Genomic DNA, 22,260 nt, shown 5'->3' with positions numbered 1-22,260 from the left:
CTGGTCGGCGCCAGCGGCAGCGGGCATGACAGCAGCACGACGCACGCGGCGGTGGAAGACGGCACGATCATTATCCGCGACAAAGACAAACAGCAGCAGGATGTGGCAACGCTGGACCGCGATACGGAGCACGCGGCGAACGGTCTGAGTCCGATCTTTGATAAGGAGAAAGAGCAGAAGCGGCTGCAGGAAGCGCAGGTTATCGGGGAGATAGGCAGCCAGGCGATGGATATCGCGCGCACGGAAGGGAATATCCGGGCGACGAATGCGGGCAAGGCGGAGCTGGCAGATAAAGGCATCAAGGAGCCGGGTAAAGGCGCGAGTAAGGAAGAATGGGCGGCTTACAATGAGAAGCTGACTAATACGTCGTCGTACAAGACCGCCCAGGCAGAATGGGGCACTGGCAGCGCAATCCAACAAGGGATGCAGGTAGCGACGGCGGCAATACAAGGCTTAGCCGGTGGTGACCTGAAAGCGGCGATAGCGGGCGGTGCAGCACCATATCTTGCGGAAGTGATTAAGCAGACCGCCCCAGATGAAGCGAGCCGAGTCATGGCGCATGCGGTCGTTGCCGGCGTCTTGGCCGAAATGCAGGGCAATAATGGTCTTGCGGGCGCGGCGGGTGCAGGCACATCGGCTCTGGCCGGTGAGGCCATCAAGAATGCCTTGTATGGTGATACGCCGATTGACCAACTGACGGAGCAACAAAAGCAGACGCTGGTTGGGCTGGGTTCATTGGCCGCAGGATTGGCGGGCGGTCTGGCTGGCGGAGACACGGGCAGCGCAGTAACGGGTGCGCAGGCAGGCCAGAACGAGCTGAGCAACAACATGACCAGCCTGGGTATGTTGCAGCAAATGCAGGCGCAACAATTGCTGAATGCGGCGGCGATGGCTGAAGCGGGTAGCACCAACCCGAATGATGCGGCCGCGCTGGCCTTGACCAAACAAGTTAAAGCGGGATTAGATGCGGCGTGTTTAGCCAACAATGCGTGTGTGATGTTGGCGATAGTCTCGGCGCAGAATCAACCTGATTCGAACGCGAACCAGAATCCGAATATTGGTAAAGATCTGACGGATGAGCAGAAGAAAGAGATAGGTGGTTCGGGATCGGGAACCGGAACACCACCACCACCAGAAAATGACCCTAAACAGCAAAATGAAAAGCCTGTAGATAAGCTTAATCAGAAGCAAGAAAGTTCTATCAGGAAGATTGATAACGCTATAAAACATGCTTTGAAGGATCATGATATAGCAGGAACTCTCAAAGATATGGATGGTAATCCTGTGCCTAAAAAGGATGGCGGGTATTGGGATCACATGCAGGAAATGCAAAATACTCTTAGGGGACTAAGAAACCATGCGGATACATTGAAAAACGTGAATAATCCTGAGGCTCAGGCTGCATATGGTAGGGCAACTGATGCCATTAATAAGATAGAATCAGCCTTGAAAGGACATGGAATATGATTACCTTACGTAAATTGATAGGAAACATCAACATAACGAAGGAACCCGACCAACAGTCCCCACTGGAACAATGGTTCGATCGCGTCATCGATATACCAATCGAAGAGTTGGCCTTAGAAGATCTTTGCCGTGCCATTCGACAGAATCTATGTGTTGACGAGTTGATGCCAAGAGTATTGGATGTTCTTACTGAAGATCCGTTAGCTGGAGAATATTACGATGGTGAACTTATAGCAGCATTATCGACGATAAAAGGCGATGTTCTAAAAGGTCATAAGCATATTTTTATCCGGATAAAGCAACTTATAAATCAGCTAGATCCTTCAGACGTAAACGATGATTTAAAAAAAGATATATTAAAAATCAATCAAATAATCGAATAATTAACCCCGGCCTTGGCCGGGGTTGTTGCTTCTACGCCTGAAATCTCCCATCGTTCCGCCACTGCAACCGGATTACTCCGGGTGCGGCGGTGAGTTCCAGTTGTTCTGCACCGGTGATCCCGAACTCGGTAAGCCAGTCGCCGCCAATAATCAGCTCGCCGTTCTGCCGTACCCAATCCGCTCCCAAATCTTGCCGCTGTTGGCTGGCCTCACAGACGGCTTCCCGGTGGCCTCATCGGTGACGGTGGTGATCCACAGGCCATCGGGCCGCAGCGTAAGCTGTAACGGTGTGCCGGGGGTAAAACCCAGCCCGGCCAGCATGCCGCCGTCGATCGTCAGCTCCGGGATCAGTTGGGGTGTGAAGGTGATGTTCATGCTGCCCCCATATTGATATATCGGCGGAAGTTGTCACCCTCGAGGCTCTTGCACAGGGCCTCGAGGGGGCCGGTGATCAGCTGTTCCAGCATCTGGCGCTGGGTCAGGCCGTGATGGTGCGCCAGTCGTTCAAGCGCAAAATGGGCGACGAGGCTCACCTCGATGTTCAGGTGTGTGCTCACCCTATCGCGGCGACGGCGTGCGCGGTACTCGGCCTGGTGTTGTGCGTTGGTCTTGGCCATGATGAACCTCCCTGTTACTGCGTAACGACGCGGATGATCAACTGACCCGGTGCGGTGCTCACTTCGATCCGCTGGCCGGTGGTGAATACCAGCGATCCCAGCCGACGGCCTTTAAGGGTGAGCTGAGGGAGCGGGTTGGGCCTGCCGCCGTTGGGGCGGTAGCCGACAATGCTCTTGCGGGCTTGGGGTGTGGCGGGTTCTGACTTATAATGTTGCTCAGCCATAATCAACACCTGTTTAGTTGCCTGTGGTTAGCTAAGGTCAGGTGTTCCAGCATCTCAGCTCTGCTTTAATAAATTTATCCCTTCTAAATGCGCAACAACCTGCGTGACCTGGCTCTTCACAACTATGACGTCCAGAACTGTCTTCGCTGCTTTCCGGGCAAGCGTGAGCTAGTCCAACTCAGAATACATTCGTTTAAATGCGGAGGTTTCTTCGGGCCGCCTGCTCACCAGCTCTGTGTGGAGATTTGGCCTCCTGCACGTGCTGCTGGCATAAACTTACTTTGCCAGTTCTTCCAGACTATCGCGAAATGCCGTTACGGCAATAGCACGATTATCGGCCAGGTAGCGATCTTTCGGCGCAGGGGCGGAGCTTTGTACTGCAATCAGCTGCCAGTTGCCGTTAACCTTCAGCAGCAGCGGGGAGCCGCTGTCTCCCGGTAACGTATCGCACTGGTGCGACAGCACCGTTTTCTGCGCCCAGCCGGTGATCAGGCAGTCGTTATGCGAATAAAGCGTATCCAGGTGATCCTCCGGATAACCCGCCTGAGTCACTTTGCGGCCGGTGGCTTTCAGCGCGGCGGTCATTTCGCTGCGCGTACCGGCAAACAGCGGCAGCGGCACAATACCGGATGGGGGATTACGTAAAATAATCAGCCCGAAATCATAAGGCGCGGCTGAAGCAGGAACAATCCAGCCATCACCATCGGCCTTGAGTCTTTTCCCCAGCGTCGGATTCACCCGGCCTTCGATATCGTGGATCTCATATCGCCATTTGCCGTTGTTTCTGGCGACAAAACGTAGCGCAATGGCTTTATCCAGTTTTCCCGGCGGTGCCAGCAGGCAGTGACCGGCGGTCAGGGCGAGATGAGGGGAGATAAGCGTAGCGCTGCACAAATTGCCGCTGGCCGTTTCAAGCTGCCCGATCGCTTCCCACGGCTGGCTGGCGGTATCACTCACCGGCAGGCGGCCGTCTTTACCAAAGAACAGCGTCCTGGTGTCGGCTTCACTTTGGGCATCATCATCGGCTTGGGTTTGGTACGAAAAAGCGAGAAGACCCATTAATAACACAGCAGTCAGGCGCATATTTCTCTCGGGCTGGAGAAGCATTAAAGGTGATTACGCTAATGCAGTAACTATAGACGGATAGCGCTCAAAAAGGGAGATTAATTTGGAATATCAGCACGCTACAGGGTTCAGATGTAGAAGCTGGCGGCAATCACACCGCAAAGGATCACCACAACCAGAATAATTTCGAATAAATAGCGGCGCACCATCATCCGAGACTCCGGGAAAGAAACACCCGGATTATCCGGGTGTTTGAGTTAAAGATCTTGTTTCGGGCGGCTGTCTGCCCGTCTGCGAAAATTACGCTTTAGGAGCAGCGGCTTTCTTGGCAGCTTTGTGATGCTTTTTAGCAGCCTGCGCTTTCTGAGCTACTGGTTTCTTAGCCGCTTTGTGGTGCTTTTTAGCAGCCTGCGCTTTCTGAGCTACTGGTTTCTTAGCCGCTTTGTGATGCTTTTTAGCAGCCTGCGCTTTCTGGGCTACTGGTTTCTTAGCCGCTTTGTGATGTTTTTTAGCCGCCTGAGCTTTCTGCTCGGTCGCTTTCTTGTGTTTTTTGTGATGCTTAGCGGTTGCTTTAGCCGGAGCTGGTGCCGCAGTCGTGGTCGTTGCAGCGGCGGCTGGTGCGGTGGTAGCTGGGGCAGCTGTGGTCTCAGCAGCGAAAGCAACTGAAGACAGACCCATTGCAGCGGCTACAACCAGAGCAAATAATTTTTTCATTGCAAAACCCTCAAATGTTTATTCATGTGTCAGCCCACTGCGGGGCCGGTGAGTAAACTATATGAGAACGGGACGGGCGCTTCAGTGAGTGATTGGTATCGGCGTGTAACCGATTGTACAAAGGGGAATGCGGCGATCGCATTCCCCTTCAGGGCCTGTAACAGCGGCGGGTTTACTTCAGATAACGGCTCTCAAGATGCTGGCGGAACCATTTCGGGTTGAGGTCCTCTCCGGTGGCATTCTCTACCAGCTGGCGGGTGGAGAAACGGCTGCCGTGCTGCCAGATATTCTGCTGTAGCCAGTTAAACACCGGCTGAAGATCGCTCTGCGCGATCAGTTCATTCACCTGCGGAATTGCGCGTTTGAGTGCCTGGAACAGCTGCGCGGCGTACATTGCACCCAGCGTATAGGTCGGGAAGTAGCCGAAGGCACCGTCGGTCCAGTGAATATCCTGCATACAGCCATCGCGGTAGTTACCCGCGGTATTAATGCCCAGCAAGTGCTGCATTTTTTCCTGCCACAGCGTGGGAATATCATCGACTTCAATCTCTCCGGCGATCAGCGCGCGTTCAATCTCATAGCGCAGGATCACGTGAGCCGGATAGCTGACCTCATCGGCATCCACGCGGATCAGGCCCGGTTTCACCCGCTGGTTCAGCGCAATAAAGTTGGTGGTCTCCATGCCCGGGCGATCGCCCAGCAGTTGTACCGCCAGTGGCTGGATCAGGCTGAGGAACTCCGGGCTGCGGCCCAGCTGTTTCTCAAAGAACAGGCTCTGTGACTCATGAATCGCAGTTGAGCGCGCCAGTGCCACAGGCCGATCGGCCCACTGCTGCGGCAGATTTTGCTCATAGCGCGCGTGGCCGGTTTCGTGGATCACGCCCATCATCGCACTGATAAATTCATCGCTTTTATAGCGGGTGGTGATTCGTACATCCTGCGGTACGCCGCCGCAGAACGGATGCGCGCTAACGTCCAGGCGGCCGGCGTTAAAATCAAAGCCCAGCAGCTTCATTATCGCCAGCCCCAGCTCTTTCTGCTGCTCCTGTGGGAAGGGGCCGACAGGAGCGATCACCGTTTCTTTCGCCTGCCGATCGACGATTTTTTGCAGCAGCTCCGGCAGCCACTGTTTCAGATCGCCGAAGGTGCTGTCCAGCTTCGCGCTGGTCATGCCCGGCTCGAATACGTCCAGCAGTGCGTCATAGCGCGAACAGCCGTTGGCCTGTGCCCGAATTTCAGCTTCCTCGCGGCTGAGTTTCACCACCTCTTTCAGATTGACGGCAAATCCCTGCCAGTCGTTGGCGGGGCGCTGCTGACGCCACGCGTGTTCGCAGCGGGAACCCGCGATAGATTTGGCTTCCACCAGCGAGGCGGGCAGCAGAGATGCCTGCTGCCAGGCGCGGTGCATTTCGTAAAGATCGGCCTGCGCCACGTCGTCCAGATCTTCCTGCTTCGCCTGGTCCAGCCATTCGCCCACCTGTTTTGCCGTCAGGATCTCATGACGCAGCACGCTCAGTTCCGCCAGCGCTTCACCGCGCGCGCGGCTGCCGCCTGCGGGCATCATGGTTTGCATATCCCAGCCGGTAATCGCAGCAAGATGACCAAAGCGCGACAGGCGCTGGAAGGTCCGGGTCAGGTTCGCGTAAGCAGATGACATACTGTTCCTTAATAAGTGAAGAGTTCAGACGCCTCAGGCGTCGCGCAAAGGATGATTGATCGGCCAGCAGAAGCGCACGCTGGCACCGCCAAGCGGGCTGCTGTCGATGGTGACGTAGCCGCCAAACGCCTGTGCCACGGAGTGAACAATCGCCAGCCCCAGGCCACAGCCGCCGGTGGCGCGATCGCGGCTGGGATCGAGCCGCACAAAGGGTTCGAATACTCGCTCGCGCTCTTCCTGCGGAATGCCGGGGCCGTCATCTTCCACCTGCAGGCAGGCAATGTTGCCGTCAAACCACAGTCCAACGCGCAGGCGTTTATCGGCATAGCGCAGGGCGTTATTCACCAGATTGTCCAGCACGCGTTCCATCAGGCGGGTATCCGCCACCCCGTGATTTTCGCGCTGTGGGGTATCCAGCGCGATATCGGTATCGGGATTAACCAGGCGGATATCCTGCAGCCGTTCGTGCAGCCACTGTACCAGATCGAGCGATTGCAGATTCAGCTCCACGCGCGGACGATCGAGGCGGGCATAGGTCAGCAGTTCTTCGATCAGTGCTTCCAGCTGGCCGATATCCCGGTTCAGCGCCGTGGATTCTGTCTCGCTGAGGTTGTCGCTCATTTCCAGACGATAACGCAAACGCACCAGCGGGGTGCGCAGCTCATGGGCAATACCGTCGATCAGCTGCTTCTTACTGGCGACCAGCGTGTTGATATTGTCCGCCATCTGGTTGAAGGCCACCCCCAGCCGCTGCAGGCTGGACGCGCTGTCAAAATGAATACGCTCATCAAGGTGGCCCTGACCGAATCGCTGAGCGGCGTTTTCCAGCTTTAGCATGTCCTGCCAGTGCGGCCGCATCCAGATAAACACCGGCAGCGCCAGAGATATACCGATAAAGGCCAGCAGCGCGATATCCAGCAGGCGCATTTCATGCAGATAGAACAGATACGGGATCGGACCGACCGCCAGCACGTAGTGGCTGCGCGGGATGTGCTGCAGGAAGGTGTATTCGTCGTCGAGCGCGACAATTTCCCCCGCGCGCAGGCGGCGCAGCGTCGGCGGGTCGAGCTGATATTTACTCATCGGCTCGATGTGCAGCTTAAAAGAAAGGTTGAGATCGAGGTTATTAATGGTGCGGTTCCAGTCGCGCGGCGGGATCTCCCGCAGTTCGCTGCGCATCAGATACAGCGAACTCTTCATTAAATCGTCCATCGACTGGCGGCCGGCGCGTTCGGCGGTGAATTTGTACACCAGCCCGACCAGCATCGCCATCACCAGGAAGCAGACAAACAGCAGCAGATAAAACTGAATAAACAGTTTTCTCATTGGGCATCCCAGGCGTGCGGCGCGAACAGATAGCCTTTATTACGGATGGTTTTAATGCGGTACGGCTCGGTGGCACTATCCAGCAGTTTCTTGCGCAGCCGCGAAATCGCCACGTCAATGCTGCGATCCATGCCGTCGTAGCTGACGCCGCGCAGGGTTTTCAGCAGGGCATCGCGGTTGAGAATTGTTCCGGCATGGGTTGCCAGCTCCCACAGCAGATCGAAGTCGGCAGTGGAAAGAGCAATAATTTCACCGGACAGCATCACCTGGCGGTTAACCGGATCGATGCTCAGCGTGCCGAAGCGCAGGCCTTTCTGGCTGGAAACCGCCGGGGCGATCTCTTCACCCTGGGTTTTGCTCCCGGCCTGGCGCAGATGCAGCCGCAGACGCGCCAGCAGAACCGCCGGCGGCGTAGTCTTGAGAATATAATCATTCGCGCCCATCTCCAGCGACAGAATATGGTTCATGTCGCTGTCAAGTGAGGTCAGCAGCACAACCGGGCCAGACCAGTCGCCGCTGCTGCGGATATCGCGGCACAGAGTCATCCCGTCCTTGCCGGGTAGCATAATATCCAGCATAACAAGGTCCGGGTTAGTGGCGGCGATCGTTGCTTCAGCCCTGTCTCCACGGCTTTCTACAATCACCTCAATATCGTGTTTTCCCAGATAGGCGGCAATCAGCTCGCCCACGTCTCTGTCGTCTTCAACAAATACAATTTTATTCATGATGCGGTATATCGGGTCGCAGATGGCACTAGCTTATCCTTTCTCAGGGGTAACGCCTATTAACCTGTGCTAAATCGTTGGAAAAACGCCTCGGAGAATCCTTACATCTGTTAATCTAATGAATGTAGTATAATGTTGACCGAGTATGTCATTATAAGCGTAAGGGCTGTTTTGACGTGTAACGAAAAGGAGGAAGGGTGTCAGAAACTAAGCTGGCTGCAGTAGGGCACAATGACCCTGTCTGTATAAATTATATCGATTTCCTTTCCGCTTCCTGTAAGAAACGCTGGAGTTTTGTTGATGCGATTTACGGTGTTATCCCGTTTTTTGGCATCGTTACGCGTAAAACGGCAGCAGCCCCTCGTGCCGCACCGGAGCGCCTGAAAGACCTCGCGCTGCAGATTATCTCTACTCAGCTGAGTGATGAAATCAATATTGTTCGCCTGATAACTCTTGCGCAGCAGCAGCAAATTGCCCGTTTTGAAATCCTCCTGCCTTATCCGCTATCGGAATCTCAGCTGACTACCGTGCGTCAGGAGTATGCCCGTCCGCTGGAGCTCCAGCAGCAGGACGACCGACTGCATATCGCCATCCCGCCGCTGTCCCACTAACGGCTACTGCATCAGCATCCAGGCTGCCGGAAGGGCGGCCACGACCAGCATTCCCATTGCCATCTTCTCGACAGGTTTCAGCGCCGTCAGTGCCTGCCCCTTACGGCGGGCGAACAGAAACAGCAGCATCCCCGGCGCGTACAGCACTACCGACAGCAGCAAATGCAGTGGCCCGGAAGCGTAGAGCAGCCACAGACCGTAGAGGCTGGCGCCGATAGCGACTGCCGTCACGGCGGGTTGCCCCTTGCGATACGCCAGCTTGAATAAATAGGCACCTACCAGGAAGTAAGGCACCAGAATCATCTCTGAAGCGATGGTCAGCAGCGTATTGTAGTCTGCCCCGGTCAGCCAGATCAGGATTAGGCACAGCTGGACGCAGCCGTTGGTAAGCCACAGGGAAGCAGCAGGTGCGCCCCGTGTGTTCTGGCGACTGAGGAGGCGGGGAAACGCCCCGTGCTGTGCGGCAATCATCGGGACTTCCGCTGCCATAATTGTCCAGCTGAGATAGGCACCGCAGACGGAGACTATCAGCCCGCTGACGATAATCAGGTTACCCCAGGGGCCAATCAGCGAAGTCATCAGTCCCGCGACGGAAGGGTTGCGCATTTCAGCCAGTTCAGCGCGCGGCACCACGCCGAGCGAGAGTAGCGTCACCAGCAGATAAACGAACAGTGCAGCGACCACCGCCAGAAGCGTCGCGCGGCCAACATCCCGCTTGTTACGCGCGCGGGACGAAACCACCACTGCGCCCTCAACGCCGATAAATACCCACAGGGTGATCAGCATGGTGTCTTTAACCTGCTGCCACACCGGTTTACCCAGCGATAGTCCACTGAAATCGATGCGGAAGCGATCGTAGTTGAAAGCGGCAATCGCCAGCACGACAAACAGTCCTAAAGGCAGTAGCTTGCCGAGTGTGGCAGCCAGATTAATCCCGGCAGCGGTCTGTACGCCGCGCAGCACCAGGGCATGGACACCCCACAGCAGCACGGAGGCACCCAGCATCGCCTGCCAGGTATTGCCATCGCCAAATACAATGTGGCCCGGCGAATCGGTAAAGAAACTCATTGCGGAAAAAACGATAACCAGGTACGACACGTTGGCGATCACCGCGCACAGCCAGTAACCCCAGGCGGAGCAGAAGCCAATCAGCTCACCAAAACCCGCCTGTGCATAGGTAAAGATCCCACCATCCAGTTCTGGTTTTATTCGGGTCAGCAGCAGCATTGCCGTGGCCAGCAGCAAAATGCCCACGCCGGTAATGCCCCAGCCGATCAGCAATGCTGCCGGACTGGCTACCGCGGCCATATTTTGCGGCAGGCTGAACACGCCCGCTCCGAGCATGGAGCTGAGTACCAGCGCAGTCAGGGCAGTTAGCCCTAGTTTTTTGTCCAAAAATAACTCCAGAAACAGAATAAAAAGCCAGTTAATTCGATTGGTGTGAATTTTACTCAGGGTTAATAAGCGATTGTGCGAACGATAGCCCTGCAAAAGGAGGGCAATTTTACGGAGTGAGTAGAAGGGATGCAATGATTTACTATGCATAAATCACAGCGGATTATTCACCAATAAAAAGGGCAGCCCGAAGGCTGCCCGCGTTGCCGACTGTTTTAGCTTATTACTTGAACAGGTCCGCACTGACGGTCAGGTTACCGCCGCTCTGATTAGACCACTGGCGAGTCACGTGGTAGTACTTCGCACCTTTGGCAATCGCGCGCTTACCGACTTCCTCAGAGATTTCAGTCGGCGTGCCGAAGTGGCCGGTAAAGGTCACGCTGTCAAATGGCTGCATCTGAGCTGCGGTGATGGCGTTCACTTCCTGCACGCTCTTGCCGTTAGGCAGAGTGACGGTGTAACGCTGGCCGGTAGAGGTCTGCGTTTCAAAGAAGCGGCCGACGTTTTTGCTCGGGGTATCGGAAGATGCAACGCCCGGGATCTCAACGTTTTTCGCAGCGGCACCACCGGCGGCCAGCGCGGCTTTACCGGCTTCGGAATCCGCCGGGATCAGATTCGACGACTCCTGCACCACACGCTTCGGTGCGTCGGCTTTATAGATATAGGCGGTGATCATCTGATTGCCGCCGTTGTTGGTATCGATCTGACGAATAATAAAGAAGGATGCCGCACCTTTATCCTTCGCTGAACGACTGATGGCGTCGTTGACATCCGGCTGGCTGCGGAAGAAACCGCTGGCGCTGACCGTATCATACGGTTCCAGCGAATAGGCTTCTGATTTAGTCAGTTCGCGCACGCCATTGATCACGCGATCTTTATTCTTCACCGCTTCCGGTGCATCTGCGTGATACAGGTCGGCAGTCACGTTCCAGTTACCGCCGTTGCCGTTGGTGTCGTTGATGCCCTGAATGTAGTAGGAGGCGGCACCCATCGCATCAGCACGTTTAGATACTGCGCTGCTGGCTTCGTTAATGGCATTAAAACGGCCATTGATGGTGATCCGATCAAACGGTTTCAGCGCGGCGGCTTTCTCCGGTGTCAGTTCCTGTGCCGCATGGACTGCGGTTAATGATGTGAGTGACAACAGGGCTGATGCCAGGATGGTGTTCTTCAGCTTCATAAAAATAATCCTTCGCCTTACGCAAAATGAGTACGAAAACGTGCTGGAGTCTTGATGTTCAACAGATTAGTCCATGATTATTGCATGTAATAATGCCTCTGTCTCAGCCATTTTTTATGGTTTTATGTGGGTGGGTATTCCATTTTTTGGAATATTCAGGAAAGCTTGCTGAATCGAGTCATTTTTTAAGTCCATACCACTTATGCAGGTAATAGCTACCACTTTACTCGTTAATGTATTGTTAATTAATGATATTTGATAAGAGCACACTGAGAATGTTAAATTTTTTCGTAGCAGATTATCGTTGGTTTAACGCGAAATTCAGGTCCAATATAGGGTTGAACCGGGTCTGGCTTGAATTTTTATAGGTAAAGTGCGCCGCAGTACTCGTGGTGGCTGGATCGGAACACACATTTTCAGTAGGTTATAAACAGTTTGAAACAAGATGGTTTCGGTCATATGGGCCGGAGCAGTATCAACAAACCGTCATACTCTCTGATGAAAGGGAAGAATATGCTTATTGGTATTACCAAAGAACGGTTGGCAAACGAAGCCCGTGTGGCAGCAACACCGAAAACGGTGGAACAGCTGTTATCACTTGGCTTCAGTGTCACCGTAGAAAGCGGTGCGGGTCAGCTCGCCAGCTTCGACGATGCAGCCTATGTTGCTGCCGGTGCGACTATCACCGATGCGGTTAACGTATGGCAGTCGGATATCGTGCTGAAGGTCAATGCGCCTGATGATGATGAAATCGCCCTGACGCGTGAAGGCAGTACACTGGTCAGCTTTATCTGGCCCGCACAGAACCCGGCGCTGCTGGAAAAACTGGCCGCGCGTAAAGTGACCGTGATGTCCATGGATGCCGTGCCGCGTATTTCGCGCGCGCAGTCGCTGGATGCGCTCAGTTCGATGGCCAACATCGCCGGTTATCGCGCGATTGTAGAAGCCGCTCACGAGTTCGGCCGCTTCTTTACCGGACAGATCACTGCCGCGGGCAAAGTTCAGCCGGCGAAAGTGATGGTCATCGGTGCTGGCGTGGCCGGTCTGGCTGCGATCGGTGCCGGGCGCAGCCTGGGTGCTATCGTTCGCGCCTTCGATACCCGCCCGGAAGTAAAAGAACAGGTCCAGAGTATGGGCGCCGAATTCCTCGAGCTGGACTTCGAGGAAGAAGCGGGCAGCGGCGACGGTTATGCGAAAGTGATGTCGGAAGCCTTTATTAAGGCCGAAATGGCGCTGTTTGCGGCTCAGGCTGCGGAAGTGGACATTATTGTCACCACCGCTCTGATCCCGGGCAAGCCAGCGCCGAAGCTGATTACCGCAGAAATGGTTGCTTCGATGAAACCGGGCAGCGTGATTGTTGACCTTGCGGCGCAAACCGGCGGCAACTGTGAACTGACCGTGGCCGATAAAGTCACCGTGACCCCAAACGGCGTGAAGATCATCGGCTACACCGATCTGCCAAGCCGTCTGCCTACGCAGTCTTCTCAGCTCTACGGTACCAACCTGGTCAACCTGCTGAAGCTGCTGTGCAAAGAGAAAAACGGCGAAATCACTATCGACTTCGAAGATGTTGTGGTGCGCGGAGTAACCGTAATCCGCGATGGCGAAGTGACCTGGCCTGCACCGCCGATTCAGGTTTCCGCTGCGCCTAAAGCACCGAAAGTAGAAGTGAAAACCGCAGAAGAGGTGAAAAAACCGGCCTCTCCACTGCGTAAGTATCTGCTGCTGGCATTGGCTATCGTCCTGTTCGGCTGGCTGGCCAACGTTGCGCCGCCGGAATTCCTTTCCCACTTTACCGTGTTTGCGCTTTCCTGCGTGGTGGGTTACTACGTGGTGTGGAACGTCAGCCACGCGCTGCATACACCGCTGATGTCGGTAACTAACGCCATTTCCGGCATTATCGTTATCGGTGCGGTACTGCAAATTGGTCACGGCGGCTGGGTGAGCTTCCTGTCGTTTATCGCGGTGCTGATCGCCAGCATCAATATCTTTGGTGGCTTCACCGTCACCCAGCGCATGCTGAAAATGTTCCGTAAAAACTGAGGGGTTTGTCCATGTCTGGCGGATTAGTGACTGCAGCATATATTGTTGCTGCGATCCTGTTTATTTGCAGCCTTGCCGGGCTGTCTAAACATGAAACCTCGAAACAGGGGAATATCTTCGGCATCAGCGGTATGGCGCTGGCGCTGGTGGCGACCATTTTCGGCCCGGACTCCGGCAATATTGCCTGGGTGCTGCTGGCGATGGTGATTGGTGGGGCGATCGGTATTCGCCTGGCGAAGAAGGTCGAGATGACCGAAATGCCGGAGCTGGTGGCGGTACTGCACAGCTTCGTTGGCCTGGCGGCGGTACTGGTTGGCTTTAACAGCTACCTGGACCACGCGCCTGGTCTGCTGCCGGTGATGGAAAACATCCATCTGACCGAAGTCTTTATCGGTATCTTTATCGGCGCGGTCACCTTTACCGGTTCGATTGTGGCCTTCGGCAAGCTGTGTGGGAAAATCTCCTCACGTCCGCTGATGCTGCCGCATCGCCATAAACTGAATTTGCTGGCGCTGGTGGTTTCTTTCCTGCTGTTAATCCTGTTTGTCAGTTCAGAAAGCGTTGGCGCACAGGGCTTCGCGCTGTTGGTGATGACACTGATCGCCCTGGCTTTCGGCTGGCATCTGGTGGCGTCTATCGGCGGTGCGGATATGCCAGTGGTGGTGTCGATGCTGAACTCCTACTCTGGCTGGGCGGCGGCGGCGGCGGGCTTTATGCTCAGCAACGACCTGCTGATCGTCACTGGTGCACTGGTGGGGTCAAGCGGTGCGATCCTCTCCTACATTATGTGTAAGGCGATGAACCGTTCGTTTATCAGCGTGATCGCCGGCGGCTTCGGTACCGACAGCAGCTCAACCGGCGAAAGCGAAGAGATGGGCGAATACCGTGAAATCGACGCTGCGGGCACGGCAGAACTGCTGAAAGGCTCTAACTCGGTGATCATCACCCCGGGCTACGGCATGGCGGTTGCGCAGGCTCAGTATCCGGTGGCTGAAATTGCCGAAAAACTGCGCGCGCGCGGTATTTCCGTGCGTTTCGGTATCCACCCGGTTGCCGGTCGTCTGCCTGGCCACATGAACGTGCTGCTTGCCGAAGCGAAAGTGCCATACGATATCGTGCTGGAAATGGACGAAATCAATGATGACTTCGCCTCTACCGATACCGTGCTGGTTATCGGCGCTAACGACACCGTTAACCCGGCTGCACAGGAAGATCCGCGCAGCCCAATCGCCGGAATGCCGGTGCTGGAAGTGTGGAAAGCGCAAAACGTAGTGGTATTCAAACGCTCCATGAATACCGGTTACGCAGGCGTGCAGAACCCGCTGTTCTTTAAAGAGAACACCCAGATGCTGTTCGGTGATGCGAAAGCGACAGTTGATGCCATTCTGAAAGCGCTGTAAGCCACTCGGGCTTTAGGGCGACATGACCTGGAGCCTGAGAATAGCGGAGAGTAACAGGGGCGACCTTTAACCGGTCGCCCCTTTTTTATTGTCCGTTTTAAATCCGCTCCTCGGGAGAGAGGGCTGATTCCCGCAATGAGCCAAAGCCGGTGCTCAGTACGGAATGAGCTATTGTTTCTGCTCGGGGTCTTGGGTACCAATAAAGAAGTACCACAGCGGGATGGAGAACAGCAGGGTGAAGATGCTGCTGTAAATCGTGATCATAAAGAATTCAGAGATATACAGTTCTACCGGCCAGGTAGAGAACGGCATGTTGTATTCCTGAATAGCCCCGCCGACGATCGCTCGGGTCATGATAATGGCTACGACAATGAAAACGCAGGCCTGGGCGGCCAGAAAATTCCTTCTCTTTTTGCCCGGTGGTAAAAACGCCATAAAAAACTCCTGTATGCTGTTCAGAACTTCACGTTAACTTTTGCCCACCAGGTACGACCTGGCTCGTTAACCGGGGTATTAGACGAGTAACCAAAGCTGCTGTTACCCGCCAGATTCAGATGTTCGCTATACGCCTGATTGAAAATATTATCAACGCCAGCGCTTAGCTTAAGCTGCGGGTTAAACTGCCACGCCGCATTGGCGGAAAAAATGCTGAAGCCCGCACTGCGGCCAAAATCTTTGCCGACCACATTCCCCTGATTCAGCGCGATGCGATCCTGATGACTGACCATTCGCAGCAGGGCGCTGGTGCTGAACGGTCCATTCTCCCAGCCCAGTCCGAGTCGTGCATCCAGCGGCGGCATCTGCGGCAGGGGAACTTTATCGCTGCGGTTTTTACCCCACGCCCACGCCAGGCTGGCATCCGTTGACCAGTGCTCGGTGAGTTGGTAACGGTAACCGGTTTCGGCGCCCATAATCGTGGCGTTAACGTTGCTCGCCCTGCTGAGACTGCTGTTATCCGCATCATAGTTAAACAGAATAAAGTCGTTCGCGCGGCCAACGTAGGCGGAGAGCCAGCCCTCAAGGCGTTCGCCAGAATATTTTGCACCGAAGTCCAGCTGGGTGGTTTTTTCCGGTTTGACCGTATCAAACGCCGCTGAACGACCATCTGCGCCGGTGGTGGGCGAGAATAACTCCCAGTAATCCGGGAAGCGTTCGGTATAGCCGACGCCAGCATACAGCATCAGCGGGATATCGCTTAGCGTATGCTCCAGACGCATAAATCCGGCGGGCAGCGTATCACTGCGTTCGCCTTCACCGCTGGCGCTGAAATTATCCACCCACGTGCGATCCAGGCGTGCACCACCAACGATTTTATCCTGTTCGCTGACCGACCAGCTCAGTTCACTGAACACGCCGACGTCGTGGAAGCGGGCATCTTTACTCCAGTCATCGCCGCTGCGCTTGCGGTGAGTGCTGGTCTGCATATCCATGCCGCTCTCGAGCTTCACGTCACCCAGCATGAACGTAGCCATCGCCCGGCCGCCAACGGTACGACGGTCGAGCCGCGCAGTCATCCCGCTACTCATGTCCATACCGCCCATCGACATCCCAGCCATGCTTCCCATCCCGGCAGTCGGTGAACGCAGGGTGATATTATCCATAATATGGTCGGCATAGTTGTAATAAATTTGTGCCTCAACTTTATCCAGCACCTCACCGATGTTCGATTTCTCGAAGCGCAGGCCGAGGCTTTCACGCTTAAACTGAGAACCGTCCATACTGCGACCGGCATAGCGGGCCTCGCCGTTACCGCGTCCGGCGCTCAACTCCAGCAACGTATCGGCATCAGGCGTCCAGCCTAGCGCGATATCGGCATTCCATTTATCCCAACGAGAGGCAACGCGATCGCCGTTACCGTCTTTGTAGTCATCCGAACGCGATTTGTTACCCAGCAGGCGCAGATAGCCCTGTTCACTGCCGAGGCTGAGATCCGCATTCTGATCGTAGCGGTGGTTCGATGCGGCCAGCAGGCTGGCATTGCCTTTGATCCCCGGCTCGGTGAACTGCGGCGGCTGGCGCTCAAAGCGAATGGTTCCGGCGGAGTTTCCCGGCCCCCAGAGTACGGTTTGCGGCCCCTTGGTGATACTGAGTAAATCGAAGCTTTCCGGTGAAATATAGGACGTTGGCGCATCCATTCGCGCAGGGCAGGCGCCGGGCATTTCTCCACCATCGGTCAGGATTCGCAGCCGCGAGCCAAACATCCCGCGAAATACCGGATCGCCGTTGGTGCCGCCGTTGCGTACCTGAGCAAAACCGGGAATGGTTTTCAGGTAGTCGGAACCATCGCTGGCGGGAACCGGCTGGCGGGGAGTTTTAGGTGAAGTCACTACGTTGAGTGGATTGGATAGCGGGGCGGTCACGGTGATCACCGCATCATCTTTAATTACGGGATGATGAGGGGCAGAGGCCGCCTGGCTTTGCCATGCGATGGAAACAGCCGCACTCAGCAGCGAGCAGCGCAGGGGAAATGCGTTCATGGATTATTCCTGTTTTAAGCAACAACACTAACGCCTGATAATTATTTTATTGCCATCAGTCAATGCTGTTTTTAATGCAGCCGAAGATTGGATTGAAAAATAATTAAGGCGTGCGAAGTCCTGTGAATATCACATTATTATTTTTGTCGAAGCGATGTTTTTATCGCGCACGAATTATCGAGTTGAATAATATTCAGGAATTAATAACAGGCGGAGCGCGCGGCTGGCAGGGTCCGGGATAAACGGTAAGGTGATATGTGGGCAGCGGACGTATCGGTGGTGACTGGCTCACCAACTGTATCAGTAGCAGAACCGGAACAAATAGCCATATCAGCATCGGCACGTGGACCAGCAGCTGGCAGTAGCCGCAGGCAAACTCATCCATCATGCCCATATTCATACTCATGGCATGGGACTGAGGGGGAGTCATGGCGTGTTGTGGTTGGTTGTTTAAGTCGTTTACGCTGCTGTGGCTGCTGTGGCTGCTGTGGCTGCTGTGGCTGCTCGAGATATCGCCAGCAGCCATACTTTGCATATTCATATCATCGTGCATCGCGGACATATCGTGCATTGCTTCAGTCATACCGTCTGAAGACTGGCGATGCATCAGCGATTGCGAGATGTTCGGCGCGATAAATAGCAGCAAAATCGCCACGATGGCGATAAGTGCAGGCATTCGGCGCTGTGACAGACGATATATAACCAAAAGAGTAATCTCTGGCAAAGTAAAATGACAGGCTGAGTGTAACGGCTTTTAATTATAATGTTAAAGGATTATTCTTATCACGAAGCTATTTTTTAACGTGTTTGCGACAGGGAATAAATTATCGCCGACTTGTTTTGGTGGATTTAAACAAATATTTAACATTGAAGCTGCTATTTAATCTTGCAGCATTTTCAACAGACGAAATATATTCTGGCAGAGAGCAGAGAGCACGGCACTTTCATGGGATCGATAGATCGATAAAAAGGTTAAGACGATATCATTTTCAAGTGGCCAGGCGCAGCCGCGCATAACTGAGCGACCGCGCCCGCGGACAGATTAATCGTCTTCGTCGTCATCCAGTTCAACCGGTGAAGTAAAACCGTCCGGTTTAATGGCTAACAGATCACAGCGCAGATGGTCGATGACCTGTTCTGCAGTGTTGCCAAGGAATGCAGCGGAAAGACCGGTGCGCCCAATTGTGCCCAGGACCACAACCCCCACAGAAAGATGGTCAGCCAGTTCCGGGATGACTTCCTCCGGTAATCCCTTTTCAACGTGGGTGAATTTTTCATCAATGCTGAATGACTGGCGCAGTGCCTTCATCGCCACCAGGTGCTGCCCACGAATCGCATCGTTGTAGACGCTCGGGTCAAAATCAGGCAGTTCAATAGCGATATTGATCGGCGTTATCGGGTAGGCGCCGACCAGATGCACTTCGGTATGGTTCACCCGCTCGGCCAGGTCCAGCGTTTCCCGCACCAGCTTGGTGTTCAGGGGATCGTGATGCGGTTCTTCGCTGGCGAGGTTGACGGCAACCAGCGCTTTCGCGCCCTCTGGCCAGGCCTGGTCTTTCACCATCCATACCGGGCAAGGGCATTTGCGCAGCAGGTGCCAGTCGGTTGGAGTAAACACCACCGCCTGCAGGCGATCGTGCTGATGGGTCATTTTGATCACCAGGTCGTGCTGGTTGTTCAGCACTTCCTGAATAATTGCTTCGAAAGGGCGGTTGTGCCACACCACTTTAATATCAATTTGCACACCGGCGGCCAGGTAGGCCTGCGCCTGCTGACGAATCCACTCAGTGCGCTGGCTGATCACGCCTTTACGCATCGTTATGCGTTCGTCAGGCGACAGCAGGGTAGTCATCTCGTAGGAGAAATCATAGATCGGAAGAAAACAGGTAATCTTACCGCCAAGGCGCTGATTCAGATACACCGCGCGCCGCAGGGCAGGCTGGTCGTCCTGCTGTGGGTCGATAGCCACAAGGATGTTTTGATAGTTAGCCATAATGGGTTCTCCATACACTGAGCGTGTAAGTTAAAGATAGCCCAACCAGACAAAAGGAAAAAGGGGAAAAGATATTGCCGGATCAATAAAATAACAAATATTGACCCGGCAAATCGTCAGGCGATTGCCCTGCTTTGGCCGGCAAGCTGGGAGAGGATTTCATGATTTTCAATAGTGATATATTTGCCTTTCACCGCCAGCATTCCATTTTTCTGAAAGCGGCCAAGCAAACGGCTAATAGTTTCTACCGTCAATCCCAGGTAGTTACCGATATCGCCCCGCGTCATGGTCAGACGGAACTCGCGCTGAGAAAACCCGCGCTGGCCGAAACGACGAGAAAGACCGTAGATAAATGCGGCCAGACGCTCTTCGGCATTTTTCTTCGAAAGCAACAGGATCATCTCCTGGTCACCTTTGATCTCGCCGCTCATCAGACGCATCATCTGTTGGCGCAGGCTCGGCATTTTACCGGACAGGTCATCTAACGTCTCAAAGGGAATTTCACACACCATTGCGGTTTCAAGCGCCTGCGCAAAGCTGGGATGCTGGCTGCCGCTGATCGCGTCAAAGCCAACCAGATCGCCCGCCAGGTGGAAACCGGTAATCTGCTCGTCACCCTGTTCGGTGATGGTATAGCTTTTGATGGTGCCGGAGCGGATAGCGTAAAGCGACTTGAGTTCGTCGCCGGCTTTGAACAGCGTCTGGCCTTTTTGAATAGGCTTCTTGCGCTCAATGATATTATCAAGCTGATCAAGTTCGTGTTCGTTTAGCGTGAAGGGGATGCAGAGTTGACTGATGCTGCAATCCTGGCAGTGGATAGCACAACCACCTGATTGTATTCGTCGGCTGATAATTCTCTTTTCTGGAATCATAATTGTACGCTCTATGATTATTGACTGATATCAATTTTACCGTTTTGACTTACAAAATGAAACTCATCAGAGCAGTTTTAGCCACATAAAGATTAAGGATGTCATTAATAAAAGCTATGGTGGTGAATTATATAATAAAAAACAATTCATTAACAAACTTAAATCTGCTTATTTAAATGTTTTTCATTGATGCGCTCCATCATTGGCAGGAATTGCGGAGTATTATTCTGGTTTTTGCCATCATAATTTACACTCAACCGTGGAATTATTTCACCCATCAAAAGACGACGCTGGCGCAGGTTTCGTCATATTGCATTCCATCTTGCTAAACTTCCCGTTAGGCGTTAAAACGTCATGTGCTGATATATCGCGCCGCAGGTGCCAGTAAAAGGAGTGAGTGATGACCTTCAACCCTGATGAAAGCGATATCTTCCGCCACGCGATGGAAGATGTCACACCGCTGAAAGACTGCAGCACGATTATGTGGCAGAAATCGCCATCCGCTAAACCTCTCCGGGATCGGCAGTGGGAAGAACAGTTGGATAATCCGCTGACCGTCGGTTTGCTGGAAGTCGTCCCGGGTACTCAGTCGCTGGAGTTTATTGCTGACGGTATCCAGCCGGGGGTACTCGATAAACTTCGGCAGGGCAAATACCCACCGCAGCTCAATTTAAATCTGATCAAGCAATCGGCCGAAAACAGCCGCCAGATGCTGTACCTGTTTATGCGCCAGGCGCTGAGAGATGATATCCGCAATTTGCTGATTATCCACGGCAAGGCGCGTCACGACACATCCCATGCCAATATTATTCGCAGCTATCTGATGCGCTGGTTGCAGCAGTTCGATGAAGTGCAGGCCTTTTGCAGCGCTCAGCCTCACCACGGCGGTAGCGGTGCGTGTTACGTTGCGCTGCGCAAAAGCGAACGGGCGCGGCTGGAGAATCGCGAGCAAAACGCCCGCCGCACCCTTTGAGGTCTAGCCGGAGTGAGATTTTCGAATAGTAGCCAGCAGGATCTCCGCACTCAGGCTCAGCGGGACGCCGGACCGGGTCAGAATACCGACCGGCTCTCCTGGCCCGTGTGAGGCAATGGGCAGGGCGGCCAGAGAATTGTGCAGCAGATCCCCCTTAATTGCACCGGAAGGAACGAACCAGACATAGTTGTAGCGCAGCGCTAGCTGGCGGGCCAGCGACGTGGCGGAGGTTTCGACCAGCGTCGGCGGCAGGCTGCATCCCTGCTCTTTTAGCATCGCTTCGGCCAGCCTGCGTGGGGCGGTACCCTCAGGTGAGATCACTACGGGCCAGGACATCGCGCGGGAAAGCGTGACGTTGTCACTCATTAGCGGATGATCGGGGCGAACGACCAGCCGCAGCGATTCGAGAAACAGCAGTTCATAAGTCAATCCGGTCATCAGTTCGGCATCCGCCATGCGTCCAATGCCGACATCAAATTCTCCGGCCTTCAGCCCGGCTATCAATACGTTATTGTGCAGCGTAGCCACCTGTACGATGGTTTGCGGCCGCTGCTGATGGAACCGATCGAGAATAGAAGGTAGCATACCGAGCGCCACGGTGGTTAACACGCAAATCCGCAGCACTTCCGGCTCCTGCGGCAGTGGCGTATTAAACGACTGTCCTGCATGATTGAGCGCATCAAGCACTTTCACGGCGTGAGTGAGAAACTGTTCGCCCATTATGGTCAGCTGCGCGCCAAGCCGTCCTCGCTCGAACAGTCTGGCTCCGGCCAGCTCTTCCAGTTCATTCAGCGTTTTTGATAACGCGGGCTGACTCAGCGACAGCGTTTCCGCAGCGCGGCCGAGAGTGCCCTGTTGCGCAACGGCAACAAAGGTGTGCAGGTGGCGCAGTCGAATGCGCTGATTAAATTGATAATTTTTATTCATAGCCCAGATTAGTTACCTGGCGGTATGACTGGCAAGCTTGCTTTGTGGTTTTTGTTAACCTTATTGCAAAATTTATTTAACATTTGCCGCTTATAGCGCGGTAACTATTACTTTTCAGGGCGTTAAATCACTCAATCTTAATGTGTGCTTATGCTTTGGTCAGGTTAAAAGTACATGCAATTAATCAGGAGAACTTCATAACAATCCGTTA

The 22,260-nt window shown here is 54.3% G+C and carries 22 protein-coding genes and 1 pseudogene; 6 read left to right on the top strand and 17 right to left on the bottom strand.

What is annotated here, in order from left to right; all coding sequences use genetic code 11:
• Nucleotides 1-1,467, top strand: a 1,467-nt coding sequence (locus AC07U6_RS01695) for a polymorphic toxin type 28 domain-containing protein (RefSeq protein WP_494764779.1), incomplete at its 5' end; no start/stop codon positions are given.
• Entirely contained in the window at nucleotides 1,464-1,850 is a 387-nt protein-coding gene (locus tag AC07U6_RS01690) for a contact-dependent growth inhibition system immunity protein (protein ID WP_494762789.1), read from the top strand. The genes AC07U6_RS01695 and AC07U6_RS01690, both read left to right, overlap by 4 nt.
• Nucleotides 1,851-1,881: 31 nt before the next feature.
• On the opposite strand, the pseudogene AC07U6_RS01685 reads toward AC07U6_RS01690, so the two are convergent.
• The 9 genes and pseudogenes from AC07U6_RS01685 to rstA form a co-directional block, all read right to left on the bottom strand.
• A pseudogene (locus AC07U6_RS01685) lies at nucleotides 1,882-2,225 on the bottom strand (SymE family type I addiction module toxin).
• Nucleotides 2,222-2,467 (bottom strand): RepB family protein, encoded by a 246-nt coding sequence (locus AC07U6_RS01680; RefSeq protein ID WP_494762788.1) that lies wholly within the window; start codon nucleotides 2,465-2,467, stop codon nucleotides 2,222-2,224. Before AC07U6_RS01680 ends, AC07U6_RS01685 begins: the two are co-directional and overlap by 4 nt.
• Before the next feature lie 14 nt (nucleotides 2,468-2,481).
• Entirely contained in the window at nucleotides 2,482-2,691 is a 210-nt protein-coding gene (locus AC07U6_RS01675) for a SymE family type I addiction module toxin (RefSeq protein ID WP_494762787.1), read from the bottom strand.
• Between the two features lie 276 nt (nucleotides 2,692-2,967).
• Nucleotides 2,968-3,774 (bottom strand): trypsin-like serine peptidase, encoded by an 807-nt coding sequence (locus AC07U6_RS01670; protein ID WP_494762786.1) that lies wholly within the window; start codon nucleotides 3,772-3,774, stop codon nucleotides 2,968-2,970.
• Nucleotides 3,775-3,884: 110 nt separating this feature from the next.
• Complete coding sequence (gene ydgU, locus AC07U6_RS01665; protein ID WP_494764497.1) at nucleotides 3,885-3,965, bottom strand: small membrane protein YdgU; 81 nt, start codon at nucleotides 3,963-3,965, stop codon at nucleotides 3,885-3,887.
• Between the two features lie 91 nt (nucleotides 3,966-4,056).
• Nucleotides 4,057-4,470, bottom strand: a complete 414-nt coding sequence (asr, locus tag AC07U6_RS01660; RefSeq protein ID WP_494762785.1) for an acid resistance repetitive basic protein Asr — start codon at nucleotides 4,468-4,470, stop codon at nucleotides 4,057-4,059.
• Between the two features lie 172 nt (nucleotides 4,471-4,642).
• Nucleotides 4,643-6,127 (bottom strand): carboxypeptidase M32, encoded by a 1,485-nt coding sequence (locus AC07U6_RS01655; RefSeq protein ID WP_494762784.1) that lies wholly within the window; start codon nucleotides 6,125-6,127, stop codon nucleotides 4,643-4,645.
• A gap of 33 nt (nucleotides 6,128-6,160) precedes the next feature.
• Entirely contained in the window at nucleotides 6,161-7,453 is a 1,293-nt protein-coding gene (gene rstB, locus AC07U6_RS01650; protein ID WP_494762783.1) for a two-component system sensor histidine kinase RstB, read from the bottom strand.
• Nucleotides 7,450-8,178: a two-component system response regulator RstA gene (gene rstA, locus AC07U6_RS01645; RefSeq protein WP_494762782.1), complete on the bottom strand. Its 729-nt coding sequence runs from the start codon at nucleotides 8,176-8,178 to the stop codon at nucleotides 7,450-7,452. The genes rstB and rstA overlap by 4 nt, the downstream gene beginning before the upstream one ends.
• 197 nt (nucleotides 8,179-8,375) lie before the next feature.
• Between rstA and AC07U6_RS01640 the strand changes: the two genes are divergently transcribed.
• Complete coding sequence (locus AC07U6_RS01640; protein WP_494762781.1) at nucleotides 8,376-8,789, top strand: hypothetical protein; 414 nt, start codon at nucleotides 8,376-8,378, stop codon at nucleotides 8,787-8,789.
• Nucleotides 8,790-8,792: 3 nt separating this feature from the next.
• Here AC07U6_RS01640 and AC07U6_RS01635 read toward each other — a convergent pair whose 3' ends face one another.
• Together AC07U6_RS01635 and ydgH are read right to left on the bottom strand one after the other, a co-directional pair.
• A complete protein-coding gene (locus AC07U6_RS01635) occupies nucleotides 8,793-10,184 on the bottom strand; it encodes an amino acid permease (protein WP_494762780.1) in 1,392 nt (463 codons plus the stop codon).
• A gap of 223 nt (nucleotides 10,185-10,407) precedes the next feature.
• Nucleotides 10,408-11,364, bottom strand: a complete 957-nt coding sequence (gene ydgH / locus AC07U6_RS01630; protein WP_494762779.1) for a DUF1471 family protein YdgH — start codon at nucleotides 11,362-11,364, stop codon at nucleotides 10,408-10,410.
• Between the two features lie 513 nt (nucleotides 11,365-11,877).
• Here ydgH and pntA point away from each other — a divergent pair.
• Both pntA and pntB read left to right on the top strand, forming a co-directional pair.
• Complete coding sequence (gene pntA / locus AC07U6_RS01625) at nucleotides 11,878-13,407, top strand: Re/Si-specific NAD(P)(+) transhydrogenase subunit alpha (protein WP_494762778.1); 1,530 nt, start codon at nucleotides 11,878-11,880, stop codon at nucleotides 13,405-13,407.
• 11 nt (nucleotides 13,408-13,418) lie between these two features.
• Nucleotides 13,419-14,807: a Re/Si-specific NAD(P)(+) transhydrogenase subunit beta gene (pntB, locus tag AC07U6_RS01620; RefSeq protein WP_494762777.1), complete on the top strand. Its 1,389-nt coding sequence runs from the start codon at nucleotides 13,419-13,421 to the stop codon at nucleotides 14,805-14,807.
• Between the two features lie 168 nt (nucleotides 14,808-14,975).
• Here the strand turns inward: pntB and AC07U6_RS01615 are convergent, their stop codons facing one another.
• The 5 genes from AC07U6_RS01615 to fnr form a co-directional block, all read right to left on the bottom strand.
• The gene (locus AC07U6_RS01615; RefSeq protein ID WP_494762776.1) at nucleotides 14,976-15,242 is read right to left on the bottom strand and encodes a DUF2534 family protein; all 267 of its coding nucleotides are present in this window, start codon (nucleotides 15,240-15,242) and stop codon (nucleotides 14,976-14,978) included.
• A 20-nt stretch (nucleotides 15,243-15,262) separates the two neighbouring features.
• A complete protein-coding gene (locus tag AC07U6_RS01610; protein WP_494762775.1) occupies nucleotides 15,263-17,284 on the bottom strand; it encodes a TonB-dependent copper receptor in 2,022 nt (673 codons plus the stop codon).
• Between the two features lie 193 nt (nucleotides 17,285-17,477).
• The gene (locus tag AC07U6_RS01605) at nucleotides 17,478-17,960 is read right to left on the bottom strand and encodes a DUF2946 domain-containing protein (protein WP_494762774.1); all 483 of its coding nucleotides are present in this window, start codon (nucleotides 17,958-17,960) and stop codon (nucleotides 17,478-17,480) included.
• Nucleotides 17,961-18,326: 366 nt separating this feature from the next.
• Nucleotides 18,327-19,277: a universal stress protein UspE gene (gene uspE / locus AC07U6_RS01600; RefSeq protein ID WP_494762773.1), complete on the bottom strand. Its 951-nt coding sequence runs from the start codon at nucleotides 19,275-19,277 to the stop codon at nucleotides 18,327-18,329.
• A gap of 116 nt (nucleotides 19,278-19,393) precedes the next feature.
• The gene (gene fnr / locus AC07U6_RS01595; protein ID WP_105594649.1) at nucleotides 19,394-20,149 is read right to left on the bottom strand and encodes a fumarate/nitrate reduction transcriptional regulator Fnr; all 756 of its coding nucleotides are present in this window, start codon (nucleotides 20,147-20,149) and stop codon (nucleotides 19,394-19,396) included.
• A gap of 400 nt (nucleotides 20,150-20,549) precedes the next feature.
• On the opposite strand from fnr, the gene smrA reads away from it, so the two are divergent.
• On the top strand, nucleotides 20,550-21,122 hold the full coding sequence (gene smrA / locus AC07U6_RS01590; protein ID WP_494762772.1) for a DNA endonuclease SmrA: 573 nt from the start codon (nucleotides 20,550-20,552) through the stop codon (nucleotides 21,120-21,122).
• A 3-nt stretch (nucleotides 21,123-21,125) separates the two neighbouring features.
• Here the strand turns inward: smrA and AC07U6_RS01585 are convergent, their stop codons facing one another.
• A complete protein-coding gene (locus tag AC07U6_RS01585; RefSeq protein WP_494762771.1) occupies nucleotides 21,126-22,049 on the bottom strand; it encodes a LysR substrate-binding domain-containing protein in 924 nt (307 codons plus the stop codon).
• Nucleotides 22,050-22,260: the final 211 nt, after the last annotated feature.

It is taken from the genome of Erwinia sp. GW821-FHT03D09 (assembly GCF_059420805.1).
Note: the sequence above shows the minus strand (reverse complement) of the source record. Positions and strands in the feature narration are given on the sequence as shown.